The sequence below is a fragment of the Rathayibacter sp. AC451 genome (assembly GCF_979253095.1).
The window spans coordinates 3,571,343-3,591,093 of the sequence record NZ_CEEDBD010000001.1; the positions used below are offsets into that span (position 1 = coordinate 3,571,343).

A 19,751-nucleotide genomic window follows, 5' to 3' on the forward strand; every position below is an offset into this window, starting at 1 on the left:
GCGCGAGCGGAGGGATGATGGATCAATGACCGATCAGACCGCCGGAACGGCGGGTCCCGTTCAGTCCGCCCGCGAAGAGAACGCTGCCGCTCCCTCGCCGCAGCCCCCCGCCGATCAGGCCCCCGCCGATCAGCCCCTGGGATACACGCTCTGGGCGGTTCTCCGCAGGGACCCCGTACGTCCGCTCACCCTCTCCGACGACGCCCTGGCCCCGGCCGCCGAGCAGTACGAGCGCGTCGTCGCCCGGCTCGCGGAGGAGGGCGTCACCGTGCGCGGCACGTACGACGTCTCGGCCCTGCGCGCCGACGCCGACATCATGCTCTGGCTCGTCGGCTCCGAGCCCGAGGAGCTGCAGCGCGGCTACCGGGTCCTGCGCCGCACCGACCTGCTCGCGGGTCTCGCTCCCACCTGGAACGCCATGGGCGTGCACCGCGACGCCGAGTTCAGCTCGAACCACCTGCCCGCGTACATGCGCGGCAAGGATCCGGCCCGCTGGCTGACGGTGTACCCGTTCGTCCGCTCTTACGAGTGGTACATCCTCCCCGAGGAGGAGCGCCGCTCGATGCTCGCCCAGCACGGCCGTCAGGGCTCGCGCTTCCGCTCCGTCCTCACGAACACGGTGGCGTCCTTCTCGCTCGGCGACTACGAGTGGATCCTCGCGCTCGAGGACGAGGAGCTCGTCAACCTGGTCGACCTGATGCGCGACCTGCGCGCCACGGAGGCGCGCCGTCACGTGCGCGAAGAGGTCCCGTTCTTCACCGGTCGGCGCATCGAGGCCGACCAGATCGCAGAGGTGCTCCGATGAGCGACACGACCCCCGACTCCCCGACGACCGACGGCGTCCTGGTCCGCGGGGCCACTCCGCCCGCCGCGTCCGGACCCGAGCACGTCGAGGTGCCCGTCGCCTACGACGCGATCCTGCTGGCAGGCTTCGGCGGACCGGAGGGGCAGGACGACGTCATCCCGTTCCTGCGCAACGTCACCCGCGGCCGGGGGATCCCGGAGGAGCGCCTCGAGGAGGTCGCCCACCACTACCGCCACTTCGGCGGCGTCAGCCTGATCAACGCGCAGAACCGCGCGCTGAAGGCGGCCCTCGAGGCCGAGCTCGAGAAGCGCGGCATCGACCTCCCCGTGATCTGGGGCAACCGCAACTGGGCCCCCTACATGAGCGAGGCGGTGGCGGAGGCGAAGGAGCGCGGCTTCTCGAACCTGATCGCCATCGCGACCAGCGCCTACTCCTCCTTCTCGTCGTGCCGTCAGTACCGCGAGGACTACGCCGCGGCGCTCGACGCCACCGGCCTCGAGGGCGAGCTGCGGATCGACAAGGTGCGCCAGTTCTTCGACCACCCGGGCTTCGTCATGCCGTTCGTCACGGCCGTGCACGACGGTCTCGAGGAGCTGCAGGGGCGCCTCCCGGGCATCGACCTCGCCACCGAGGTGGAGGTGCTGTTCTCGACGCACTCGATCCCCATGGCCGACGCCGAGCGCAGCGGACCGCACGAGCGCCACGACGACGGCACCGTCGTCGACGTGCACGGCTTCGGTCCGGGCGGCGCCTACGAGGCGCAGCACCTCGCCGTGGCGGAGGTCGTCATGGCGGCGGCCACCACCGTGGACGTGCCGTGGCAGCTCGTCTACCAGTCGCGCTCCGGCCCGCCCACGCAGCCGTGGCTCGAGCCCGACATCAACGACGCGATCGCCGAGCTGCCCGCCCGGGGCCGCAAGGCCGTCCTCATCGTGCCGCTGGGCTTCGTCTCGGACCACATGGAGGTCATGTGGGACCTCGACAACGAGGCGCTCGAGACGTCCGAGGAGAACGGGCTCGTCGCGATCCGCGTCGCCACCCCCGGCACCGACCCCGTCTACGTGTCCGGCCTCGTCGACCTCGTGCTCGAGCGCGTCAACGGCACTCCGACCGAGGAGCGCCCGTCGATGACGGCGCTCGGCCCCTGGTACGACGTCTGCCGCCCCGGCTGCTGCGAGAACGTCCGCGCCGGCTTCAAGCCCGCGCTCGCGGGAATCGCCCCGTGACGGAGGTGCGTCCGTGAGCATCCGGGTGGGCACGCGCGCGAGTGCGCTCGCCGTCGCCCAGACCCGCATGACGGCCGACCGCATGGCTGCCGCCGCGGGCGTGCCCGTCGAGCTGGTGCGGATCGAGTCCGACGGCGACCGCATGACGGGCTCGCTGGCGTCCCTCGGCGGCACCGGCGTCTTCGTGAGCGCCCTGCGGGACGCGCTGCTGGCGGGGCGCTGCGACGCGATCGTGCACTCCCTGAAGGACCTGCCGACGGCTCCCGTCGAGGGGCTCGTCCTCGGCGCCGTCCCCGAGCGCGAGGATCCGCGCGACGCGCTCTGCGCCCGTGACGGCCGCACGCTGGCGACCCTGCAACCGGGAGCGCGCGTCGGCACGGGCTCCCCGCGGCGTCGCGCCGCGCTGCTGTCGGCCCGCCCCGATCTCGAGATCGTCGACATCCGCGGCAACATCGACACGCGCCTGCGCCGGGTGACGGAGGAGGGCGACTCGGCTCTGGACGCGATCGTGCTGGCGGTCTCGGGGCTCACCCGGCTCGGCCGGACCGAGGCGATCACCGAGCTGCTCGACTTCGACGTCTCGCCGCATGCGCCCGGACAGGGCGCTCTGGCGATCGAGGTCCGCGACGAGGAGCCGTCGGACGAGCTGCGCGCGGCCCTCGCCGCCGTCGAGCACACTCCGACCCGCGCCGCGATCACGGCCGAGCGGAGCCTGCTCGCCGCGCTGGAGGCCGGCTGCGCCGCTCCGATCGGCGCCACCGCCTCGGTCGCGGGGGACGAGGTCGTGCTGCGCGGCGTCGTCTTCTCGACCGACGGCTCCGCCTCGCTCGGCCGCGAGGTGAGGGAGCGGGTCGGTAACGGTTCGATCGGCGGAGGTCGACATTCGGCGGATCCGCAGTATGGTGGTCGCGAACTGCCCGTCGTCGATGCCGCGTTCCATTGCGGCTCCCTGCTCGCTGACGCGCTCCTCGGTGCGGGTGCCGCCGACCTCGCACCCCTGGGAGCCCCTTCGTGATCGTCCCCGCCGCCTACTCCCAGTGGGAGAAGCCGTTGCAGGGCTGGCGCGTGCTCGTCCCCCGCGGCGGTCCGTGGGGCGACGGCGTCGCCGCGGCCCTCCGCGCCAAGGGCGCCTCGCCCGTCGTCGCGCCCATGATCAACTTCGCTCCGACCGACGACTTCCCGGCGCTCGAGCAGGCCCTCGCCGACCTCGAGGCCGGTGCCTTCGACTGGATGACCGTCACGAGCGCGACCACCGTCGACGTCCTGTCGCTGCTGCGCACCACGGTTCCCCCGGCGACCCGCGTCGCTGCGGTCGGCGAGACCACGGCCGCCGCGCTCGTCGCCGCCGGCTACGCCGTCGACCTCGTCCCGTCCGAGGACAACTCCGCTCGCGGTCTCCTCGCCGAGTGGGAGGAGGCGACCGGCGGCAAGCACCCGCTGCGCGTCCTCACCCTCCGCTCCGAGATCGCCAAGCCGCTGCTGACCGAGGGCCTCACGCGCATCGGCCACGACGTCCGCTCGGTCGTCGCGTACCGCACGGTCGGCGTCCCCGTCGAGGACCGCGTCGTCGCCGATGTCGCGAGCGGCGCGGTGCACGCGATCCTCGTCACGTCGGGGAGCGTCGCCGAGCAGGTGCAGAGCCAGCTGGGCCCGATCCCGGAATCGACCCTCGTCGCGGCCATCGGCCCGCAGACAGCCAAGGACGCGCGCGCCTTCGGCCTCCGCGTCGACATCGTCGCCGACGAGCGCTCGGCCTCGTCCCTGATCGACGCGGTCGCCCGCGTCGCCGCGGAGCACGCCGGCCGCTGACCGCGGCGGTCGTCGCGGAACATCAGCCGAGAGCAGGGGGTGCCACCCGACAGCGGAGCAACCCCTCACTCAGCAGAGTTCTGCTCCAGGAGCCGCTCATCCGAGCGGAGTTAGGCTTGGAGCATGACCGCCATCCGTCCGCGGCGACTCCGCACCACCCCGGCGATGCGCCGGCTCGTGCAGGAGACCCGCATCCACCCGGCCCAGCTCGTCCTCCCCCTCTTCGTCGCGGAGGGCATCACCGATGCCCGTCCGATCGGCTCCATGCCGGGGGTGATGCACCACTCGCTCGACAGCGTCCGGGGAGCGGTGACCGAGGCGGCCGAGGCGGGACTGGGCGGCGTGATGCTGTTCGGCGTGCCCACCACCCGCGACGCGGTCGGCTCGGGCGCGACCGATCCCGACGGGATCCTCAACGCCGCCACCCGCGCGGTGGTGGCGGAGGTCGGCGACGCTCTGGTCGTGCAGACCGACCTCTGCCTGGACGAGTTCACCGACCACGGGCACTGCGGGGTCCTCGACGAGCACGGCCGGGTCGACAACGATGCGACGCTCCTGCGCTACGAGGAGATGGCGCTCGCGCAGGCCGAGGCGGGGTCGCACCTGCTCGGGCTGTCGGGGATGATGGACGGCCAGGTCGGAGCGATCCGCGGTGCGCTGGACGAGTCGGGTCACCTGGACACGGCGATCCTCGCCTACTCGGCGAAGTACGCGTCGAGCTTCTACGGGCCGTTCCGCGAGGCCGTCCAGTCGACGCTCGAGGGCGATCGCCGCACCTACCAGCAGGACCCGGCCAACCGCCGCGAGGGTCTGCGCGAGGCGACGCTCGATCTCGCCGAGGGCGCCGACGTCGTGATGGTGAAGCCCGCGATGAGCTACCTCGACGTGCTGGCCGATGTGGCCGCCGTCTCGGACGTCCCCGTCTGGGCGTACCAGGTGTCGGGGGAGTACGCGATGATCGAGGCCGCCGCCGCGAACGGCTGGATCTCGCGCGAGCCGGCGATCCTGGAATCCGTCACGGGCATCCTCCGTGCGGGCGCGGACGCCGTGCTGACCTACTGGGCGGTCGAGATCGCTCGCGATCTGCTGAAGCGCTGATCGCCCGCGATCTGCTCGAGCGCTGATCGCCGCCCCTCCTCGTCCACCGGGCGCGCAGCGAGCGCGCCGTATCGTGGAGGGGTGACTTCCCCGGTGAACGCCGTCTCGGCGAACGACAGCCTGTACGAGCGTGCCCGGCACGCGATCCCCGGCGGCGTGAACTCGCCCGTCCGCGCCTTCCGCTCGGTCGGCGGCACGCCCCGCTTCATGGTCTCGGCCTCGGGTCCGCACATCACGGACGCCGACGGGCGCGAGTACGTCGACCTGGTCTGCTCGTGGGGCCCGGCCGTGCTGGGCCACGCCCACCCCGAGGTCGTGGCGGCGGTGCAAGAAGCGGCCGCGCGCGGCCTCTCGTTCGGTGCGTCGACCCCGGCCGAGACCGAGCTCGCCGAGCTCGTCGAGGCGCGGATCACCGCGGGCGGCGTCTCACCGATCGAGAAGCTGAGGCTCGTCTCGACCGGCACCGAGGCCACCATGACGGCGATCCGGCTCGCCCGCGGAGTCACCGGGCGCGATCTGCTGATCAAGTTCTCGGGCCACTACCACGGCCACTCCGACGGGCTCCTGGCCGACGCCGGCTCCGGACTCGCCACCCTGTCGCTGCCCGCCTCGGCCGGTGTCACGGCCGCGACGGCCGCGCAGACGATCGTGCTGCCCTACAACGACCTCGACGCCGTGCGCGCCGTCCTCGCCGAGCGCGGCTCCGAGATCGCCGCGGTGATCACCGAGGCGGCGGCCGCGAACATGGGCGTCGTCGCTCCGGAGGCGGGCTTCAACGCGGCCCTCGCCGATCTCGTGCACGCCAACGGCTCGCTGCTGATCATGGACGAGGTGCTCACCGGGTTCCGGGTGAGCGCCGGCGGATGGTGGGGCCTCGAGAACCGCGACGCCGAGACCCCCTACCGGGCCGACCTGTACACGTTCGGCAAGGTCATCGGGGGCGGCATGCCGGTCGCCGCGCTCGGCGGCCGAGCGGACGTGATGGACCACCTCGCTCCGCTGGGACCCGTGTACCAGGCGGGCACGCTGTCGGGGAACCCGGTCGCCGTGGCCGCGGGCATCCGCACGCTGCAGCTGGCCGACGACGCGGTCTACGCCGCCCTCGACGCCACCGCCGCGACCCTCCAGCGCGAGGTGTCGGCCGCTCTGTCGGCCGAGGGGGTCGCGCACACCGTGCAGACGGCGGGCAACCTGTTCAGCTTCGTGTTCACCGACCTCGGGCGACCGGTGCGCGACTACGCCGAGGTGCAGGCGCAGGACGCGTTCCGCTATCCGGCGTTCTTCCACTCGATGCTCGACTCGGGGGTCTCGCTCCCGCCCTCGGTCTTCGAGGCCTGGTTCGTGTCGGCCGCGCACGACGACGCCGCGATCGGGCGCATCGTCGACGCCCTGCCCGCGGCGGCGAAGGCGGCTGCGGCGGCGCGTCCGTAGGGACTCCTGCGGGGCGGCGGCGCCGCCCCGCAGGAGCCCTCAGCGGCGCGAGACCGACTTCGGCAGGACGAACACCAGCGCGAAGGCCGCGACGGCCATCAGGGTGCTGAGCAGCATCGCGGGTGCGGCGGCGTCGAGGAACCCGGAGGCCACGGTGTCGGGTCCGGTGATGACCAGCCCTCCGAAGAGGACGCTGCCGATCACCGCGATGCCCACGGCCGAGCCGATGCGCTGGATGGCCGAGATCACTCCGCTGGCCGCACCCGCGTCCTGCGGGTCGACGGTGGCGACGATGAACTGCACGTTCGGGGCGATGAAGAAGCCGTTGCCCAGTCCCGCGATCAGCAGGGGAGCGAGCAGCTGCCAGTTCGTGATCGAGTCCGGAGTCGCGGTCAGCAGCACGAGCCACACCCAGGCCAGGCCGATCGCGAGGAGGCCGCTGCCGAGGACGAGGACGTTGCGCCCCAGACGCGCGGTGAGGCGGTTGCTCTGCGAGGAGCTGATGATGCTGCCGATGGCGAAGGGGATCGAGACCAGTCCGGACTCGAGTGCCGTGTGGCCGAGACCCGACTGCCAGAGCAGCGAGATCGTGAAGAAGATGCTCGTGAAGGCCGCGAAGTAGACCAGGGCCAGGATCACGCCTCCGGTGAAGGCGGGGTGGCGGAAGAGCGACGGCGGGACCAGCGGCGTGCGTCCGCGGCGGACGTACAGGACCTCCCACGCGCCGAAGGCGGCCAGCAGCACGGCGCCGCCGGCGATCGAGAGGATCGTCCAGAGCGGCCAGCCCTCGTCCTCGCCCTGGATCAGCGGGACGAGCAGTGCGACGAGTCCGCCCGAGACCAGGACGAGGCCGAGCCAGTCGACACCGCCGCTCGGTGCGCGGGGGCCCGACTCGAGCTCGCGGCGGGCCGGGAGCAGGCGCGCCGCGGCGATCAGCGTCGCGACTCCGATGGGCAGGTTCACCCAGAACACCAGGCGCCAGCCGTTCTCGTCGCCGAAGGCCTGGATGATCAGGCCGCCGATGATCGGGCCGAGCGCCGACGAGACGCCGAGGACGGCGCCCATGATCGCGAAGGCCCTGCCTCGCGACGGACCGCGGAAGAGCAGCTGGATGTAGGCGTTGACCGCCGGCACGAACATGCCTCCCGCGAGGCCCTGCACGACGCGGGCGACGACGAGCTGGACGTCGTCGGCGGCGAGGCCGCAGGCGAAGCTCGCGACGGTGAAGAGCGCGACTCCGCTGACGAAGACCCACTTGTGGCCGAAGCGGTCGCCGAGGCGCCCGGCCGGGATCAGGGCGAGGCCGAAGGCCAGCGCGTAGCCCGAGATGATCCACGACAGGGTCGACTCCGAGGCGTCGAGCGTGGTGCGGATGGTCGGCAGCGCGACGTTGACGATCGTGGTGTCGAGCAGGGCGATGAACATGCCCGCGAGCAGGACGACCAGCGAGCGCCAGGCCCGGCGGTCGGGAGCGGGAGGGGCGCCGGTCGCGCCGCGGTCTGTCGACGTCTCGGTCATGGGGTGGGCCTTTCGAGCGGAAGTGGAGGAGCGCACGGGACGCACCGCGGAGGCACGGCGGCACAGGCACGGCGGCACAACCTGCGAACTCTCGCAGACGCACCCGCGCTTCCCCGAGCCGCTGACTGTGCACGCCCTCAGACGAGGGCCAGCAGACGAGGGTCGGCGCATGAGGGCCAGCAGACGAGGGTCGGCGCATGAGGGCCGGCGGACGAGGGCCGGCGGACGAGGGTCAGCGCGAGCGCTCGGCCCGCCGTGCGCAGTCGATGCAGAGCTCCGCGGTCGGGCGGGCGCCGAGGCGCGCCGACCCGATGGGCCGCCCGCACGAGGCGCAGTCGCCGTAGCCGCCCTCGCCGACCCGGCGGCGGGCCTCGGTGAGCTCTCGTTCCGTCCGCGTCAGAGCGTCGCGCACCCCGGCCATCCGCGACCACTCCGCCGAGAGCGGCGTGCCCTCCGGGTCGTGCTCGTCGTCGGCCGTGCCGTCGCTGCGGGCCAGCAGCAGCTCGGCGAGGGCCTCGTCGAGGACGGCCGCCTCGCGGCGCGCCTCGTCCTGCCGCTCGGCCAGCAGCGCGTCCAGGCGTCGCAGCTCGTCGGGATCCATCGGCATCGCTCCATGGTCGCACCGCCGCGCGATCCGCGGGGACTCGGGGCAGACTAGAGGCATGCCCGTCGTGACCGTGCTCCCCGACCGCCTCGAACTGCGCCTGACGAGGGCCGAGCGCCTGCTCGCCTTCCATCGCGGAGACGTCGTGATCGATCGCGCGAGCATCCGCTCGGCGACGGTCACCGAGGACCCGTGGATCTGGGTCCGCGGCATCCGCGCCCCGGGCACGGCCGTACCGCTCACGATCGCGGCCGGCACGTGGAAGTTCCACGGCGGCAAGGACTTCCTGCTGATCAAGCGCACGGCCGCGGCCGTGGTGATCGATCTCGTCGACGAGGACTGGTCGCGCCTGATCATCAGCACGAAGCACGCTCCCGAGCTCATCGCGGCCCTGCAGCTCGGCCCGACGACGGCGGCGATCCCGATCATCGAGACCGACGACCTCGTCGTGGTCCCGGAGGTCGCGGAGCAGGCCGCGGCGCGGCTGGCGGCGGCGGACGAGGCGGCGGTCGCCCGCGAGACAGAGGCGGCCGGAGCGGCCGAGGCCGACCGAGCGAGCGTGCCGCCCGCATCGCCCGCCGAGGACGCGGCGCTGGACACTGCTCAGGCGGTGGCCGAGACGTCCGCGGCCGCCGAGGCGGTGGCCGAGAAGAAGGCCGTGCCGAAGAAGCGGCCGCCGGCGTCGAAGCCGACCTCGCAGGAGGGCGCCGCCGGGAAGGCATCGTCGAAGCCCGCTCCGAAGCCCCGCACTCCTCGCGCTGACCCCTCCGTCGGCCACGCCTCGGCAGAGCCCAGCGGCGCCACCGAGGCCGCCGAGTAGCACCCGGATCGGCGACCCCGCCGTCAGAGCTTCAGCCGCACCGCCGTCTCGAGGGCGGCCTCGATGCTGAGCCGCCAGCCCTGCGCGAGGCGCTCCTTCGTGCCCGAGTACAGGCTCGCCCCGTCGACCAGGTTGCTCGAGCAGGCGCAGACCATGCCCGCACGGAGCCCGCGGAGCCGGGCCACGACGTACAGCGCGCTCGACTCCATCTCGACGTTGAGGATCCCGTGGCGCTCGAGCGTCGCGATCCACTCCGGGGTCTCGGCGTAGAAGGCGTCGTCGCTCGCGTTGATCCCCGAGTGCACCGGCACGCCCTCGCGCTCGGCGATCTCGCGCGTCGCCTCGAGCAGCGCCGACGTGAGAGCGAGATCGGGCACCGCGGGGAAGCCCGGATGCGCGTACGCGGCGGACGTGCCGTCGTTGCGCAGCGTGCCCTCGCTCACGAGCAGCGCGCCGGGCTCGATGCCGGGCTGCGTCGCGGCCGAGCTGCCGACCCGGATGAAGGACGTCACTCCGACCCGCGCGAGCTCCTCCACCGCGATCGCGGTCGAGGGGCAGCCCATCCCGGTGCTGGTCGCGGTGATCGGGTGGCCCTTGTAGGTCCCCGTCATCGTGAGGTGCTCGCGGTTGTGCGCGACCTCGCGCACGTCGTCGAGGAACTCGGCGATCATCGGGACGCGGAACGGATCGCCCGGCAGGAGGGCCACGGTCGACACCTCTCCCGGTGCGATCCCGATGTGGTACCTGCGCTCACTCCCATCGGCGCTCGCCGATGCCGGCTGAGCTCGTGGCGACCGGTGCTCATGCGGCCGACCCTACGCAGGCCCTGTTTCGGCGCGGTTACCCGCTCCGGTGCGATCGCGCGGTCACGCCCGGACGTCGACGAGCGTTCGGCCGCGCACCTTCCCCGCGAGGACGTCCCCGGCGATGTCGAGGGCGCCGCTCAGCGACACCGTCGTCGTGAGCTCGTCGAGCAGCTCGAGATCGAGGTCGTGCGCGAGGCGCCGCCAGGCCTCCTCGCGGAGCTTGCGCGGCGCCTCCACCGAGTTGACGCCCGCGAGCGTCACTCCGCGCAGGATGAACGGCATCACGCTCGTCGGCAGGTCCGGGCCCTGCGCCAGTCCGCAGGCCGCGACGGCGCCGCCCCAGCGGGTCTGCGCGAGCGCGTTGGCGAGCGTGTGCGAGCCGACGGAGTCGACGGCGCCCGCCCAGCGCTCGGACTGCAGCGGCTTGCCCGCGTCCTGCAGTTCGGCACGATCGACGACCTCCGCGGCGCCGAGGCGGCGCAGGAAGTCGCCCTGCTCGACGGAGCGGCCCGAGGACGCGACGACCTCGTGGCCCAGCCGCGCGAGCAGCGCGACGGCGATCGAGCCGACTCCGCCCGCCGCTCCCGTGACGAGCACGGGCCCGGCGCCGGGTCGGATGCCGTGCTTCTCCAGCGCGAGCACCGCGAGCATCGCGGTGAAGCCGGCGGTGCCGATCGCCCCGGCCCTCGCCGAGGAGATCGCTCCCGGCAGGCGCAGGAGCGAGGCGGAGTCGACACGGGCCCTCTCGGCGAGCCCCCCGTCGACCCGCTCGCCGAGCCCGGCGCCGTTCAGCACCACGCGGTCGCCGGAGTCGAAGCGCTCGGCCGCCGCGCCGTCGGCGTACTCGACGGTGCCGACGAGGTCGATCCCGGCGACCAGCGGCGGGCGCCGGACGATGCCGGGACGGCCTGCGAGTGCGAGGGCGTCCTTGTAGTTGACGCTCGAGTACTCGACGGCGACCACCACGTCGCCGTGGGCACGATCGGGTTCGTCGCGCTCGACGAGCGAGGCGCGGTTCGGGACGGCGGTGTCGGAGGAGTCCTGCTGCTCGACGACGATGGCTCGGAACATGGGCCCACGCTACGCCCGGGAGGGCGCCCCCGTCCCGGAAGGCTCAGGCGGTGCTCAGTTCAGCGCCCGCGTGCCCTCGGGCAGCGCGCCGCCGGAGTAGAGGGCGCTCGCCGTGTCCTGCAGGGCGGTCAGCGCCACGCGCTGCGTCCACGGACCGTACGAGATGCGGGCGACGCCCCACTCCTCGAAGCGGGCGGGGGACTGCGACCCCGGAACGCCGATCACGCTGATCCGCTGCCGGCCGAGCGCGGCGACGAGCGCCTCGATCTCGGCGTCCTGGAGCAGGCCCGGCACGAAGAAGCAGGTGGCGCCCGCGTCGAGATAGGCGCGGCCGCGCTCGACGGCGTCCGCGAGGACCTCGGAGCGGTCGCGGTCGCCCGCGCGCAGGAACACGTCGGTCCGCGCGTTCAGGGCGAAGGGCACGGCCTCCTCCTCGGCGGCCGCGACGGCCTTCTCGACGGAGCGCAGCGCGTCGGCGAGCGGCTTCGCCTGGTCCTCGAGATTCGCGCCGACGACGCCGACCTCGATCGCGCGGCGGACGGTCTCGCCCGCGTCGCCGTAACCGGCCTCGAGGTCGGCCGAGACCGGGACCTCGACCGCGGCGACGATGCGGGCGATCATGCCCAGGTGCAGATCCAGCGGGATCCGCTCGCCGTCCTCGTAGCCGAACGTCGCGGCGATGGAGTGGCTCGCGGTCGCGAGGGCGCGGGTGGCGGGCAGGGCCGCGACGGTGGACGCCGAGACCGCGTCCCAGACGTTCACCACGCTCAGCAGCTCGGGGTCGGTGTGGAGGTCGACGAGGGTGCGTCCGCGCGCTTCGATGCTCATGCCCCGACCCTAGGGTCTGCCCGGTGCCGCGCGCAGGCGAGCCCGTCGCACTCCCCGCACACCACCAGCTGGGCACGGCAGGCGGGATCGGAGCAGTTGCGCATCCGGCTCGTCGGGGCGGCGCACCCGGCGCAGCGCCCGATCACCTCGGCGTCGGGCGAGAAGGTCAGCGACCCGCGGCCGTCGAAGACGTACAGCGCTCCGCGCCAGAGCCCGGAGTCGCGTCGCGCCTCGCCGTACCGGGCGATCCCGCCGTCGAGCTGGTACACCTCGCCGAAGCCGCGCGCCGTCATCAGGCTCGAGAGCACCTCGCAGCGGATGCCCCCGGTGCAGTACGTGACGACGGGGCGGCCCTTCAGATGGTCGTAGACACCGGAGTCGAGCTGCTCGACGAAGTCGCGCGTGCTCGCGACGCTGGGCACCACGGCGCCGTCGAAGCGGCCGATCGCGGCCTCGAAGGCGTTGCGGCCGTCGAAGAAGACCACGTCGTCGCGCTCCGCGACGAGCGCGTCGAGCTCGTCGGGCTGCAGCTTGACGCCGGTGCCCACGACGCCGTGCTCGTCCACGCGGAGCTCGTCCGGAGCGCCGAACGAGACGATCTCGTCGCGCACCTTGACCGAGAGCCCGGGGAAGTCGACGCTCGCGCCGTCCTCGTCCAGGCCGGACCCCTCACTCCACTTCGCGTCCAGGCCCCGGAACGCCGGATGCTCCTTCGTGCGGCGGAGGTAGCGCTTGAGCGCCCCCATCTCGCCGCCGAGCGTGCCGTTCAGCCCGTCCTTCGAGACGAGCAGCCGACCGCGCAGGCCCAGCGACTCGCACAGCTCGCGCTGCCAGAGCCGGATCGCCTCGGGGTCGGCGAGCGGCACGAAGCGGTAGAACAGCAGGATCTTCGGCAGCACCGGCACATCCTACGAGGGTGCGGCCGCTCGGGAAACGGTGCCGCAACACGGCTGTGGCAGCATCGGCGGGTGACCGACGCCTCCGCCACCCTGCCGCATTCCCGGATCGAGGACGTCTTCGGGCTGGTGACCGGAGCGTTCGTCGTCTCGCTGGGCCTGTTCCTCCTGCGGGCGAGCGAGGCCGTCACCGGCGGCACCGCGGGGCTGGCGCTGCTCCTGGGCTATCCGCTGCCGATCCCGTTCGGCGTGATCCTCGTGGTCGTCAACATCCCGTTCCTCGCGCTGTCGCTGTGGAAGAAGGGCTGGCGCTTCACCCTGCGCACGATGTTCTCGATCGTGCTCGTCTCGGTGCTGGCGGGACTGCATCCGCTCGCGTTCGGCATGCTGAGCATCGAGCCGGTCTACGGAGTGCTCACGGGCGACGTTCTCGCGGGCATCGGCCTGCTGATCCTGTTCCGGCACGGCTCGAGCCTGGGCGGCTTCAGCATCGTCGCCCTGATCGCGCAGGAGCGGCTCGGCTGGCGGGCCGGCTACGTGATGATGGCGCTCGACGCCTGCGTCGTCGTGGCCGCGCTGCTCGTGGTACCGCCGGTGAACGTGCTGATCTCGGCGGCCGGGGTCGTGGTGCTCAACCTCGTGCTCGCGTTCAACCACCGGCCCGGACGCTACCTCGGCTCCTGAGCAGGTGCTCCGCAAGCCCTGGCCCTCGTCGCGTGCGTTCGTACCCTGGAGAGGGCCCGCGATCGCGGGTCGCCCCGTCCGAACGGAGACCCGATGTCCGACTGGAACTACGACCCCTACGCCCGCCTCGGGGAGGTGCCGTCCTTCACCCTCACCAGCGACGACGTCGCCGACGGCGCCCCGATGGCCGCCCGCCACTACGGCGAGGGCTTGGGCGGCGAGGACGTCTCCCCGCATCTCGCCTGGTCGGGAGCGCCCGAGGGCACGAAGAGCTTCGCGGTGACCGTCTTCGACCCGGACGCGCCGACGGGCTCGGGCTTCTGGCACTGGGCGCTCTACAACCTGCCCGCCGCCACGACCGAGCTGCCGACGGGCGCGGGGGCGGCCGGCTTCGAGCTGCTGCCGCACGGCGCGCAGACGCTGCCGAACGAGATGCGGCTGCGCCAGTTCATCGGAGCGGCGCCGCCGGACCGCGAGCACCGCTACTTCTTCGTCGTGCACGCCCTCGACGTCGAGCGCCTCGACCTCGACCCGGAGTCGACGCCGGCGATCCTGGGCTTCAACGTCCACTTCCACACGCTGGGCCGCGCGCAGATCGTCGCGACGGCGACACCGGACGGCGCGAAGGGCTGACCCTCCCGTCGCCTCGACCCCGTCGGGGAGGCGGCGCCGCTCAGCCGAAGAGCGTGCGCGCCTCCTCGTACCGGGAGTCCGGCACGGTCTTGAGGGTGCCGAGGGCCTCGGCGAAGTCGACGTGGTAGATGTCGGTGCCGCGCAGCGCCACCATGCGGCCCCAGTGCTCGGCGACGACGGAGTCGATCGCGGCCATGCCCAGGCGGGTCGCGAGGACGCGGTCAAACGCGGTGGGCGTTCCTCCGCGCTGGATGTGGCCGAGCGTGGTGGCGCGGGTCTCGATGCCCGTGCGCTCCTCGATCATGGGGGCGAGCATCTCGCCGATGCCGCCCAGGCGCGGGCGGCCGAAGGCGTCGAGGCCGCGCTCGGAGTGGGCGTCGTCCATCGTGTCGAGCGAGAAGCCCTCGGCGACGACGACGAGCGGCGCACGACCGCGGTCCTGTGCGCTCTGCACCCACTCGACGATCTGATCGATCGACGTGCGCTTCTCGGGGATGAGGATGACGTGCGCGCCGGCGGCCATGCCGGAGTGCAGCGCGATCCAGCCGACGTGGCGGCCCATGACCTCGGCGACCATGCAGCGGCCGTGCGAGTCGCCCGTGGTGCGGAGGCGGTCCATCGCGTCGGTCGCGATGCCGACGGCGGTGTCGAAGCCGAAGGTGTAGTCGGTGGCGCCGAGGTCGTTGTCGATGGTCTTGGGGACGCCGACGATCTTGAGACCCGCGTCGGTCAGGCGCTTCGCCGCGGCGAGCGTGCCCTCTCCGCCGATCGCGATGATCGAGTCGATGCCGTTGCGCTCCATCATCGCGGCGATCTTCTCGGGGCCGCCGTTCTCGCCCTCGAAGGGGTTCGTGCGGCTCGTGCCGAGGATCGTGCCGCCCTGCTTCGCGATGCCCTGGATGTCGGAGCGCTCGAGCGGCATGATGTCGCCGTCCACCACTCCCCGCCAGCCACCGCGGAAGCCCACGAACTCCTGGTCGTACACCTTGATGCCCTTGTAGACGGCACCGCGGATGACGGCGTTGAGGCCGGGGCAGTCGCCCCCGGAGGTCAGGATCCCGATCTTCACCCGCTCAGAGTAGAGGACGCCGGAGTCCGCGGTGCACCTGCGGGGCCGAGGGAGGGCCGGCCGCCGGTCCGGACGCGACGACGGGCCCCTCCTCGCCGCCTCGAGGAAGGGCCCGTCGTCGTGCAGTGACGGTGGACTAGCCGGCCGAGCTCGCGTTGAGCTCGCCGTTGACTCCGTTCGGGAAGAACCCGCCCTTGGTGGTCGCCTTCGGGTTCAGGTAGACGATGTTCAGCACCTGGCCGGGGCTGCGGCTGAACGCGATGCCGTTGGCGTCGGTCGGCTGGATGTTCGCCGCGCCGTTCACCTTGATGCCCTGGTCGAGATCGGTCGCCGCCCCGTCGAGGGAGTCGCGGGCGTCCGAGAGCTTGCCCGCGGCGACGTCGAGTCCGAGCGCGTAGAGCGACGAGCGGATGGTGCCCGCGTGGTAGGCCTCGACCGCGAGGATGCCGGCGGCCGCCTCGAGGTACGTCGGCGAGTCGATCAGGGGAGCGGCGCCCTTGTACGCCGTGACTCCGACGTCCTCGAACACGAACGCGCCGAGCAGGAAGTTCTGCTCGTTCAGGAACGGGTCGAAGGTGCCTCCGGGAGCGATCAGTCCGGCCGCCGCGGCGGCAGCGTTGAAGCTCGCCTGGAGGTTGATCGCGGGTCGCGCGACAGCCGAGGTGCCGATCGCCTTGCGGAGGAACTTCACGTGAGCCCGCTCGTCCTGGGCGATCTCGGTCGCGACCGACTTGAGCCACGGGGTCTTGAACGGCACGGCGCGACCGCCGGTGACGGAGCCGGGGGTGCCGACACCGGTGGCATCGGCGGCGTCCAGGCCCCGGCCGGTGACGGCGCGGAGGTAGAACTCGGCCTCGAGGTACTCGAGGTTGAGGGCGAAGTTCAGGATCGAGCCGTCGCTCGGTCCGCCGGGCGCCTGGTCGGCAGCGGCGGCGGAGGGGGCGGCGGCCAAAGCGGCCGCGCCGATGCCGAGGCCGGCGACGCCGGTGGCCTCGAAGAAGCGGCGACGGTCCAGAGCGGTCTCGGAGCTCCTGACGATCGCCTTGCGGATGAAGGTCGTGTCGAACATGTGCGCATCTCCAGTGATAGGCGGATGCCGGACGACTGAACGCCGTCGCGACAGCGCGAAGCTACGCCCGTGAAGAGGCCTCTGACCAGCGGAATCGGCGAGAAAAATCTGCGCATGTGGTCATCGGTCCTGATCCAATCCGGGCATCGCGCCGGCTCCGAAGAGTCAGTGCGGGAGGGCTGTCGCCGCCCTCGCGGCCGAGCTCGTCCGGCGGTGTCGGAGGGCGCGATTAGCATCGCTGCGTGACATCCGCCCCTCCTGCTCCCGAGCCCGTCCGGGCGACGGTCTACGCGCCCGCCGTGCCGGTGAGCCTCGCGCTCACCGTCCGCACGCTGCTGCGCGGCACGGGCGACCCCACGATGCTGATCGACGCCTCCGGCTTCTGGAAGGCCTTCCGCACGCCCCACGGCGCAGGCACCCTGCAGCTCGTGCAGGCGGTCGACGGCTCGGTGCGCGCACGGGCGTGGGGCGAGGGTGCGGAGTGGCTGATCGCGCAGGTGCCCGAGCTCCTGGGGCACGGCGACGACTGGAGCGGCCTCGACCTCTCCTCGCACCGGCCCCTGGCCGACGTGCTGCGCCGGGTCGAGGGCCTGCGGCTCGCCCGTGCCGGGCTGGTCTTCGAGATGCTGGCGCCGTCGATCCTCGAGCAGAAGGTGACGAGCACCGAGGCGTGGCGGGCGTACCGGGCGCTGGTCCGCCGCTACGGCGATCCCGCCCCCGGCCCGGTGCCCGTGCCCCTGCACGTGGCGCCGACGGCCGAGCAGTGGCGCCGCATCCCGTCGTGGGAGTGGCACCGCGCAGGAGTGGATCCGCGCCGCTCGCGCACCCTGCTCACCGCCGCGCTCGTGGCGCCGGGACTCGAGCGCACGCTGACCCTCGGGCGCGGCGGCGCGCAGGTCGAGTCGCGACTGCGCTCGGTGCCCGGGATCGGCGCGTGGACCGCCTCCGAGGTGATGATGCGCGCGCACGGTGATCCGGACGCGGTCAGCGTGGGCGACTACCACCTCGCTGCGGCGGTGGGCTTCGCCCTCACCGGCCGCCTCGGAGTCGACGACGACGGCATGCTCGAGCTGCTCGAGCCGTGGCGCGGGCACCGGCAGCGGATCATCCGGCTGATCGGCTGCAGCGGTGCGCGGAAGCCGCGCCACGGGCCGCGGATGACCATCCAGGACCACCGGTGGCACTGAGGGCGTGACGTCCCGGCGCCACGCGCCCGATGATCACGCCCATCCGAGGATCAGGCACGTCGAGGATCAGGCCCGTCGAGGATCAGGCCCGTCGAGGATCAGGCCCGTCGAGGATCAGCCGCCTCGAGGATCAGGCGCCGAGCTCCTCCAGCACCGCCATCGCCGCGTTGTGCCCGCCGAGTCCCGAGACGCCGCCGCCCCGCCGTGCTCCCGCACCGCAGACCAGCACGCGCGGATGCGCGGTCGCGACGCCCCAGCGCTGCGCCGGAGTGTCCAGCGGCTCGTCGTCCTCGGCGAACGGCCAGGAGAGGGGTCCGTGGAAGATGCTGCCGCCCGGCAGGCCCAGGCTCTCCTCGAGATCGTGCGTGGTGCGCGTCTCGAGGCACGGGGCGCCGTCGGCGTCGAGCAGGATCAGGTCGCGGATCGGCTCGGCGAGCACCGAGTCGATCGAGTCGAGGATCTCCTCCTGCAGCCGCTGCCTGGTCGACGCGTTGTTCTCGGCGGTCAGCCAGCGGTCGGGGGTGTGCAGGGCGAAGACGGTGAGGGTGTGCGCTCCCGAGGCGGCCAGCTCGGGCGAGAGGATCGTCGGGTCGGTCAGCGAGTGGCAGTAGATCTCGCACGGGATCGGGGTGGGCGTGCGGCCCCTGCCCGCCGCGCGGAAGGCCGACTCCAGGGCGTCCCAGCCCTCGTTCACGTGGAAGGTGCCGCCGAAGGCCGCCTCCGGTGAGACGCTCTCGTCGCGCAGCCGCGGCAGGCGCCGCAGCACGAGGTTGATCTTGACCTGGGCGCCCTCCGGCGGCGGGCCGCCGACGCCCGACCCGCCGTCCATCAGCCGGTCGAGGACGAAGGGCGCCACGTTCGAGAGCACGAACCGCGCACGGACCCGGCGGCTGCGCGGGCCCCGGCGGTAGACGACGTCGCCGTCGGCTCCGATCGCGGTCACCTCCGCCCCGGTCAGGATCCGGGCGCCGGCGTCGCGGGCCGCGCGGTCCAGGGCGCCCGAGACCGAGCCCATGCCGCCGACCGGGACGTCCCAGTCGCCCGTCCCGCCGCCGATCACGTGGTAGAGCAGGCAGCGGTTCTGCGCGAGGTCGGCGTCGGCCGCGCCGGCGAAGGTGCCGATGAGGGCGTCCGTCAGCAGGACGCCGCGTGCGAGGTCGTTCTCGGCGCTCCGCTGGATCGCCTCCCCGATCGGGCGCTCGATGAGCGCACTCCAGACGGAGTCGTCGGCCACGAGCCGCCGCGCCTCCTCGCGTCGCAGCAGCGGCTGGGTGAGCGTCGGCCAGAGCGCCGTCGCGGCCGTCGAGGTGAGGCGCGAGAAGCCGGCGAAGCCCTCGGCGTCGGCCGGGGAGCCGAGCCGGGCGAAGGAGGCGGCGGTCGCCTGCGCGTCGTGCGTGTCGACGAGCAGGCCGCGGGTGGGGTCCGCGGGATCGGGGGTGTAGGAGGAGTAGCGGCGCCGCACGAGCGGCACGTCGATCCGGAGGTCGTCGAGGATCGTGCGCGGCAGCAGGCTCACCAGGTAGGAGTAGCGGCTGAGCCGGGCCTCGACGCCGCGGAACGGGTACTCCGACACGGCGGCACCGCCCGTGCGCGCGCTCCGCTCGAGGACCAGCACGTCGAGTCCGGCCTGCGCGAGGTAGGCCGCGGCGACCAGGCCGTTGTGGCCGGCGCCGACGATCACCACGTCGACCGCCGGATCGGACGGCGGCGCGGCGGGACGCGGGCCGGGCGCGGTGCCGCTGCGCTCGCGGTCCGAGACGTCCAGGGGCCGGTGCCGATCGCGTCGGACTGTGCTTCGCGCCATGCAGGCCAGTGTGGTCGGCCCGGAGGCGGGACGCGAGTCCGGCGCCGCGGGGGCGACGGCCCCGCTCAGTCGGCGTCGCTGCGCAGCGCCTCGGTGACGAACTCGCGCAGCGAGAAGAGGATCTCCTCGCTCGAGCGCCCGCTGGACTCGGCCAGGCGCCCGGTCAGCCAGGTGAGGCAGATGACGGAGGCTCCCGCCACGTCCGACGCGGTCGGCACGACCACTCCGTCGGCGTCGACCACGCCCTCCTCGATCGGGCTCAGCGCGCGCTCGAGGACGGCCAGGTTCATCGGGCCGGTCGCCTCGCCGTCGAAGGCGGCCGTGCTGTCGATCAGCGCCTGCGCGGCGATCATCGCGGCACGCGGGACGGGCAGCGGATCCATCGGGTCTTCG

The 19,751-nt window shown here is 73.1% G+C and carries 20 protein-coding genes; 10 read left to right on the forward strand and 10 right to left on the reverse strand.

Translation table 11 applies throughout. From position 1 onward, the window contains the following. Nucleotides 1–25 precede the first annotated feature (25 nt). From hemQ to hemL, 6 genes are all read left to right on the forward strand, one after another. Nucleotides 26–805, forward strand: a complete 780-nt coding sequence (gene hemQ / locus AC0CID_RS17125) for a hydrogen peroxide-dependent heme synthase (RefSeq protein WP_207403075.1) — start codon at nt 26–28, stop codon at nt 803–805. Next, on the forward strand, nt 802–2,031 hold the full coding sequence (locus AC0CID_RS17130; RefSeq protein ID WP_465227761.1) for a ferrochelatase: 1,230 nt from the start codon (nt 802–804) through the stop codon (nt 2,029–2,031). The genes hemQ and AC0CID_RS17130 overlap by 4 nt, the downstream gene beginning before the upstream one ends. 13 nt (nt 2,032–2,044) lie before the next feature. Further along, nucleotides 2,045–3,046 (forward strand): hydroxymethylbilane synthase, encoded by a 1,002-nt coding sequence (gene hemC, locus AC0CID_RS17135; protein WP_465227762.1) that lies wholly within the window; start codon nt 2,045–2,047, stop codon nt 3,044–3,046. After that, complete coding sequence (locus tag AC0CID_RS17140; protein WP_465228128.1) at nt 3,046–3,840, forward strand: uroporphyrinogen-III synthase; 795 nt, start codon at nt 3,046–3,048, stop codon at nt 3,838–3,840. The genes hemC and AC0CID_RS17140 overlap by 1 nt, the downstream gene beginning before the upstream one ends. A gap of 123 nt (nt 3,841–3,963) precedes the next feature. Then, complete coding sequence (hemB, locus tag AC0CID_RS17145; RefSeq protein WP_207403072.1) at nt 3,964–4,938, forward strand: porphobilinogen synthase; 975 nt, start codon at nt 3,964–3,966, stop codon at nt 4,936–4,938. 81 nt (nt 4,939–5,019) lie between these two features. Further along, nucleotides 5,020–6,369: a glutamate-1-semialdehyde 2,1-aminomutase gene (hemL, locus tag AC0CID_RS17150; protein ID WP_465227763.1), complete on the forward strand. Its 1,350-nt coding sequence runs from the start codon at nt 5,020–5,022 to the stop codon at nt 6,367–6,369. A gap of 39 nt (nt 6,370–6,408) precedes the next feature. On the opposite strand, the gene AC0CID_RS17155 is transcribed toward hemL, so the two are convergent. Further along, on the reverse strand, nt 6,409–7,887 hold the full coding sequence (locus tag AC0CID_RS17155) for an MFS transporter (RefSeq protein WP_465227764.1): 1,479 nt from the start codon (nt 7,885–7,887) through the stop codon (nt 6,409–6,411). A gap of 232 nt (nt 7,888–8,119) precedes the next feature. Next, nucleotides 8,120–8,494, reverse strand: a complete 375-nt coding sequence (locus tag AC0CID_RS17160; protein ID WP_465227765.1) for a TraR/DksA family transcriptional regulator — start codon at nt 8,492–8,494, stop codon at nt 8,120–8,122. Nucleotides 8,495–8,549: 55 nt separating this feature from the next. On the opposite strand from AC0CID_RS17160, the gene AC0CID_RS17165 reads away from it, so the two are divergent. Next, the gene (locus AC0CID_RS17165; RefSeq protein WP_465227766.1) at nt 8,550–9,311 is read left to right on the forward strand and encodes a hypothetical protein; all 762 of its coding nucleotides are present in this window, start codon (nt 8,550–8,552) and stop codon (nt 9,309–9,311) included. Between the two features lie 23 nt (nt 9,312–9,334). Here the strand turns inward: AC0CID_RS17165 and AC0CID_RS17170 are convergent, their stop codons facing one another. The 4 genes from AC0CID_RS17170 to trhO all read right to left on the reverse strand — a co-directional run bounded on the left by AC0CID_RS17170 (nt 9,335) and on the right by trhO (nt 12,912). Then, the gene (locus AC0CID_RS17170) at nt 9,335–10,018 is read right to left on the reverse strand and encodes a nucleoside phosphorylase (protein WP_465227767.1); all 684 of its coding nucleotides are present in this window, start codon (nt 10,016–10,018) and stop codon (nt 9,335–9,337) included. Between the two features lie 159 nt (nt 10,019–10,177). Then, nucleotides 10,178–11,188 (reverse strand): MDR family oxidoreductase, encoded by a 1,011-nt coding sequence (locus tag AC0CID_RS17175; RefSeq protein WP_465227768.1) that lies wholly within the window; start codon nt 11,186–11,188, stop codon nt 10,178–10,180. 54 nt (nt 11,189–11,242) lie between these two features. Then, the gene (locus AC0CID_RS17180) at nt 11,243–12,016 is read right to left on the reverse strand and encodes an isocitrate lyase/PEP mutase family protein (RefSeq protein ID WP_465227769.1); all 774 of its coding nucleotides are present in this window, start codon (nt 12,014–12,016) and stop codon (nt 11,243–11,245) included. Then, nucleotides 12,013–12,912 (reverse strand): oxygen-dependent tRNA uridine(34) hydroxylase TrhO, encoded by a 900-nt coding sequence (gene trhO / locus AC0CID_RS17185; RefSeq protein ID WP_465228129.1) that lies wholly within the window; start codon nt 12,910–12,912, stop codon nt 12,013–12,015. The genes AC0CID_RS17180 and trhO overlap by 4 nt, the downstream gene beginning before the upstream one ends. A gap of 72 nt (nt 12,913–12,984) precedes the next feature. Here trhO and AC0CID_RS17190 point away from each other — a divergent pair, with 72 nt between their 5' ends. Both AC0CID_RS17190 and AC0CID_RS17195 read left to right on the forward strand, forming a co-directional pair. Next, complete coding sequence (locus AC0CID_RS17190) at nt 12,985–13,596, forward strand: YitT family protein (protein WP_465227770.1); 612 nt, start codon at nt 12,985–12,987, stop codon at nt 13,594–13,596. Between the two features lie 93 nt (nt 13,597–13,689). Further along, entirely contained in the window at nt 13,690–14,229 is a 540-nt protein-coding gene (locus AC0CID_RS17195; protein WP_465227771.1) for a YbhB/YbcL family Raf kinase inhibitor-like protein, read from the forward strand. 40 nt (nt 14,230–14,269) lie between these two features. Here the strand turns inward: AC0CID_RS17195 and AC0CID_RS17200 are convergent, their stop codons facing one another. Together AC0CID_RS17200 and AC0CID_RS17205 are read right to left on the reverse strand one after the other, a co-directional pair. After that, the gene (locus AC0CID_RS17200; RefSeq protein WP_465227772.1) at nt 14,270–15,298 is read right to left on the reverse strand and encodes a 6-phosphofructokinase; all 1,029 of its coding nucleotides are present in this window, start codon (nt 15,296–15,298) and stop codon (nt 14,270–14,272) included. 136 nt (nt 15,299–15,434) lie between these two features. Further along, a complete protein-coding gene (locus AC0CID_RS17205; RefSeq protein ID WP_251947694.1) occupies nt 15,435–16,367 on the reverse strand; it encodes a ferritin-like domain-containing protein in 933 nt (310 codons plus the stop codon). Between the two features lie 242 nt (nt 16,368–16,609). Between AC0CID_RS17205 and AC0CID_RS17210 the strand changes: the two genes are divergently transcribed. Beyond that, a complete protein-coding gene (locus AC0CID_RS17210) occupies nt 16,610–17,554 on the forward strand; it encodes a DNA-3-methyladenine glycosylase family protein (protein WP_465227773.1) in 945 nt (314 codons plus the stop codon). A 130-nt stretch (nt 17,555–17,684) separates the two neighbouring features. Here the strand turns inward: AC0CID_RS17210 and AC0CID_RS17215 are convergent, their stop codons facing one another. After that, on the reverse strand, nt 17,685–19,358 hold the full coding sequence (locus AC0CID_RS17215; protein WP_465227774.1) for a phytoene desaturase family protein: 1,674 nt from the start codon (nt 19,356–19,358) through the stop codon (nt 17,685–17,687). 65 nt (nt 19,359–19,423) lie between these two features. Continuing rightward, a complete protein-coding gene (locus AC0CID_RS17220) occupies nt 19,424–19,741 on the reverse strand; it encodes a hypothetical protein (RefSeq protein ID WP_465227775.1) in 318 nt (105 codons plus the stop codon). Between the last annotated feature and the right edge of the window lie 10 nt (nt 19,742–19,751).

What these genes read in the sequence shown, in the direction of transcription:
- hemQ (WP_207403075.1), top strand. Translation starts at nt 26, where the DNA reads ATGACCGATCAGACCGCCGGAACGGCGGGTCCCGTTCAGTCCGCCCGC.
- AC0CID_RS17130 (WP_465227761.1), top strand. Translation starts at nt 802, where the DNA reads ATGAGCGACACGACCCCCGACTCCCCGACGACCGACGGCGTCCTGGTC.
- hemB (WP_207403072.1), top strand. Translation starts at nt 3,964, where the DNA reads ATGACCGCCATCCGTCCGCGGCGACTCCGCACCACCCCGGCGATGCGC.
- AC0CID_RS17155 (WP_465227764.1), bottom strand. Translation starts at nt 7,887, where the DNA reads ATGACCGAGACGTCGACAGACCGCGGCGCGACCGGCGCCCCTCCCGCT.
- AC0CID_RS17160 (WP_465227765.1), bottom strand. Translation starts at nt 8,494, where the DNA reads ATGCCGATGGATCCCGACGAGCTGCGACGCCTGGACGCGCTGCTGGCC.
- AC0CID_RS17165 (WP_465227766.1), top strand. Translation starts at nt 8,550, where the DNA reads ATGCCCGTCGTGACCGTGCTCCCCGACCGCCTCGAACTGCGCCTGACG.
- AC0CID_RS17175 (WP_465227768.1), bottom strand. Translation starts at nt 11,188, where the DNA reads ATGTTCCGAGCCATCGTCGTCGAGCAGCAGGACTCCTCCGACACCGCC.
- AC0CID_RS17180 (WP_465227769.1), bottom strand. Translation starts at nt 12,016, where the DNA reads ATGAGCATCGAAGCGCGCGGACGCACCCTCGTCGACCTCCACACCGAC.
- AC0CID_RS17195 (WP_465227771.1), top strand. Translation starts at nt 13,690, where the DNA reads ATGTCCGACTGGAACTACGACCCCTACGCCCGCCTCGGGGAGGTGCCG.
- AC0CID_RS17205 (WP_251947694.1), bottom strand. Translation starts at nt 16,367, where the DNA reads ATGTTCGACACGACCTTCATCCGCAAGGCGATCGTCAGGAGCTCCGAG.
- AC0CID_RS17215 (WP_465227774.1), bottom strand. Translation starts at nt 19,358, where the DNA reads ATGGCGCGAAGCACAGTCCGACGCGATCGGCACCGGCCCCTGGACGTC.
- AC0CID_RS17220 (WP_465227775.1), bottom strand. Translation starts at nt 19,741, where the DNA reads ATGGATCCGCTGCCCGTCCCGCGTGCCGCGATGATCGCCGCGCAGGCG.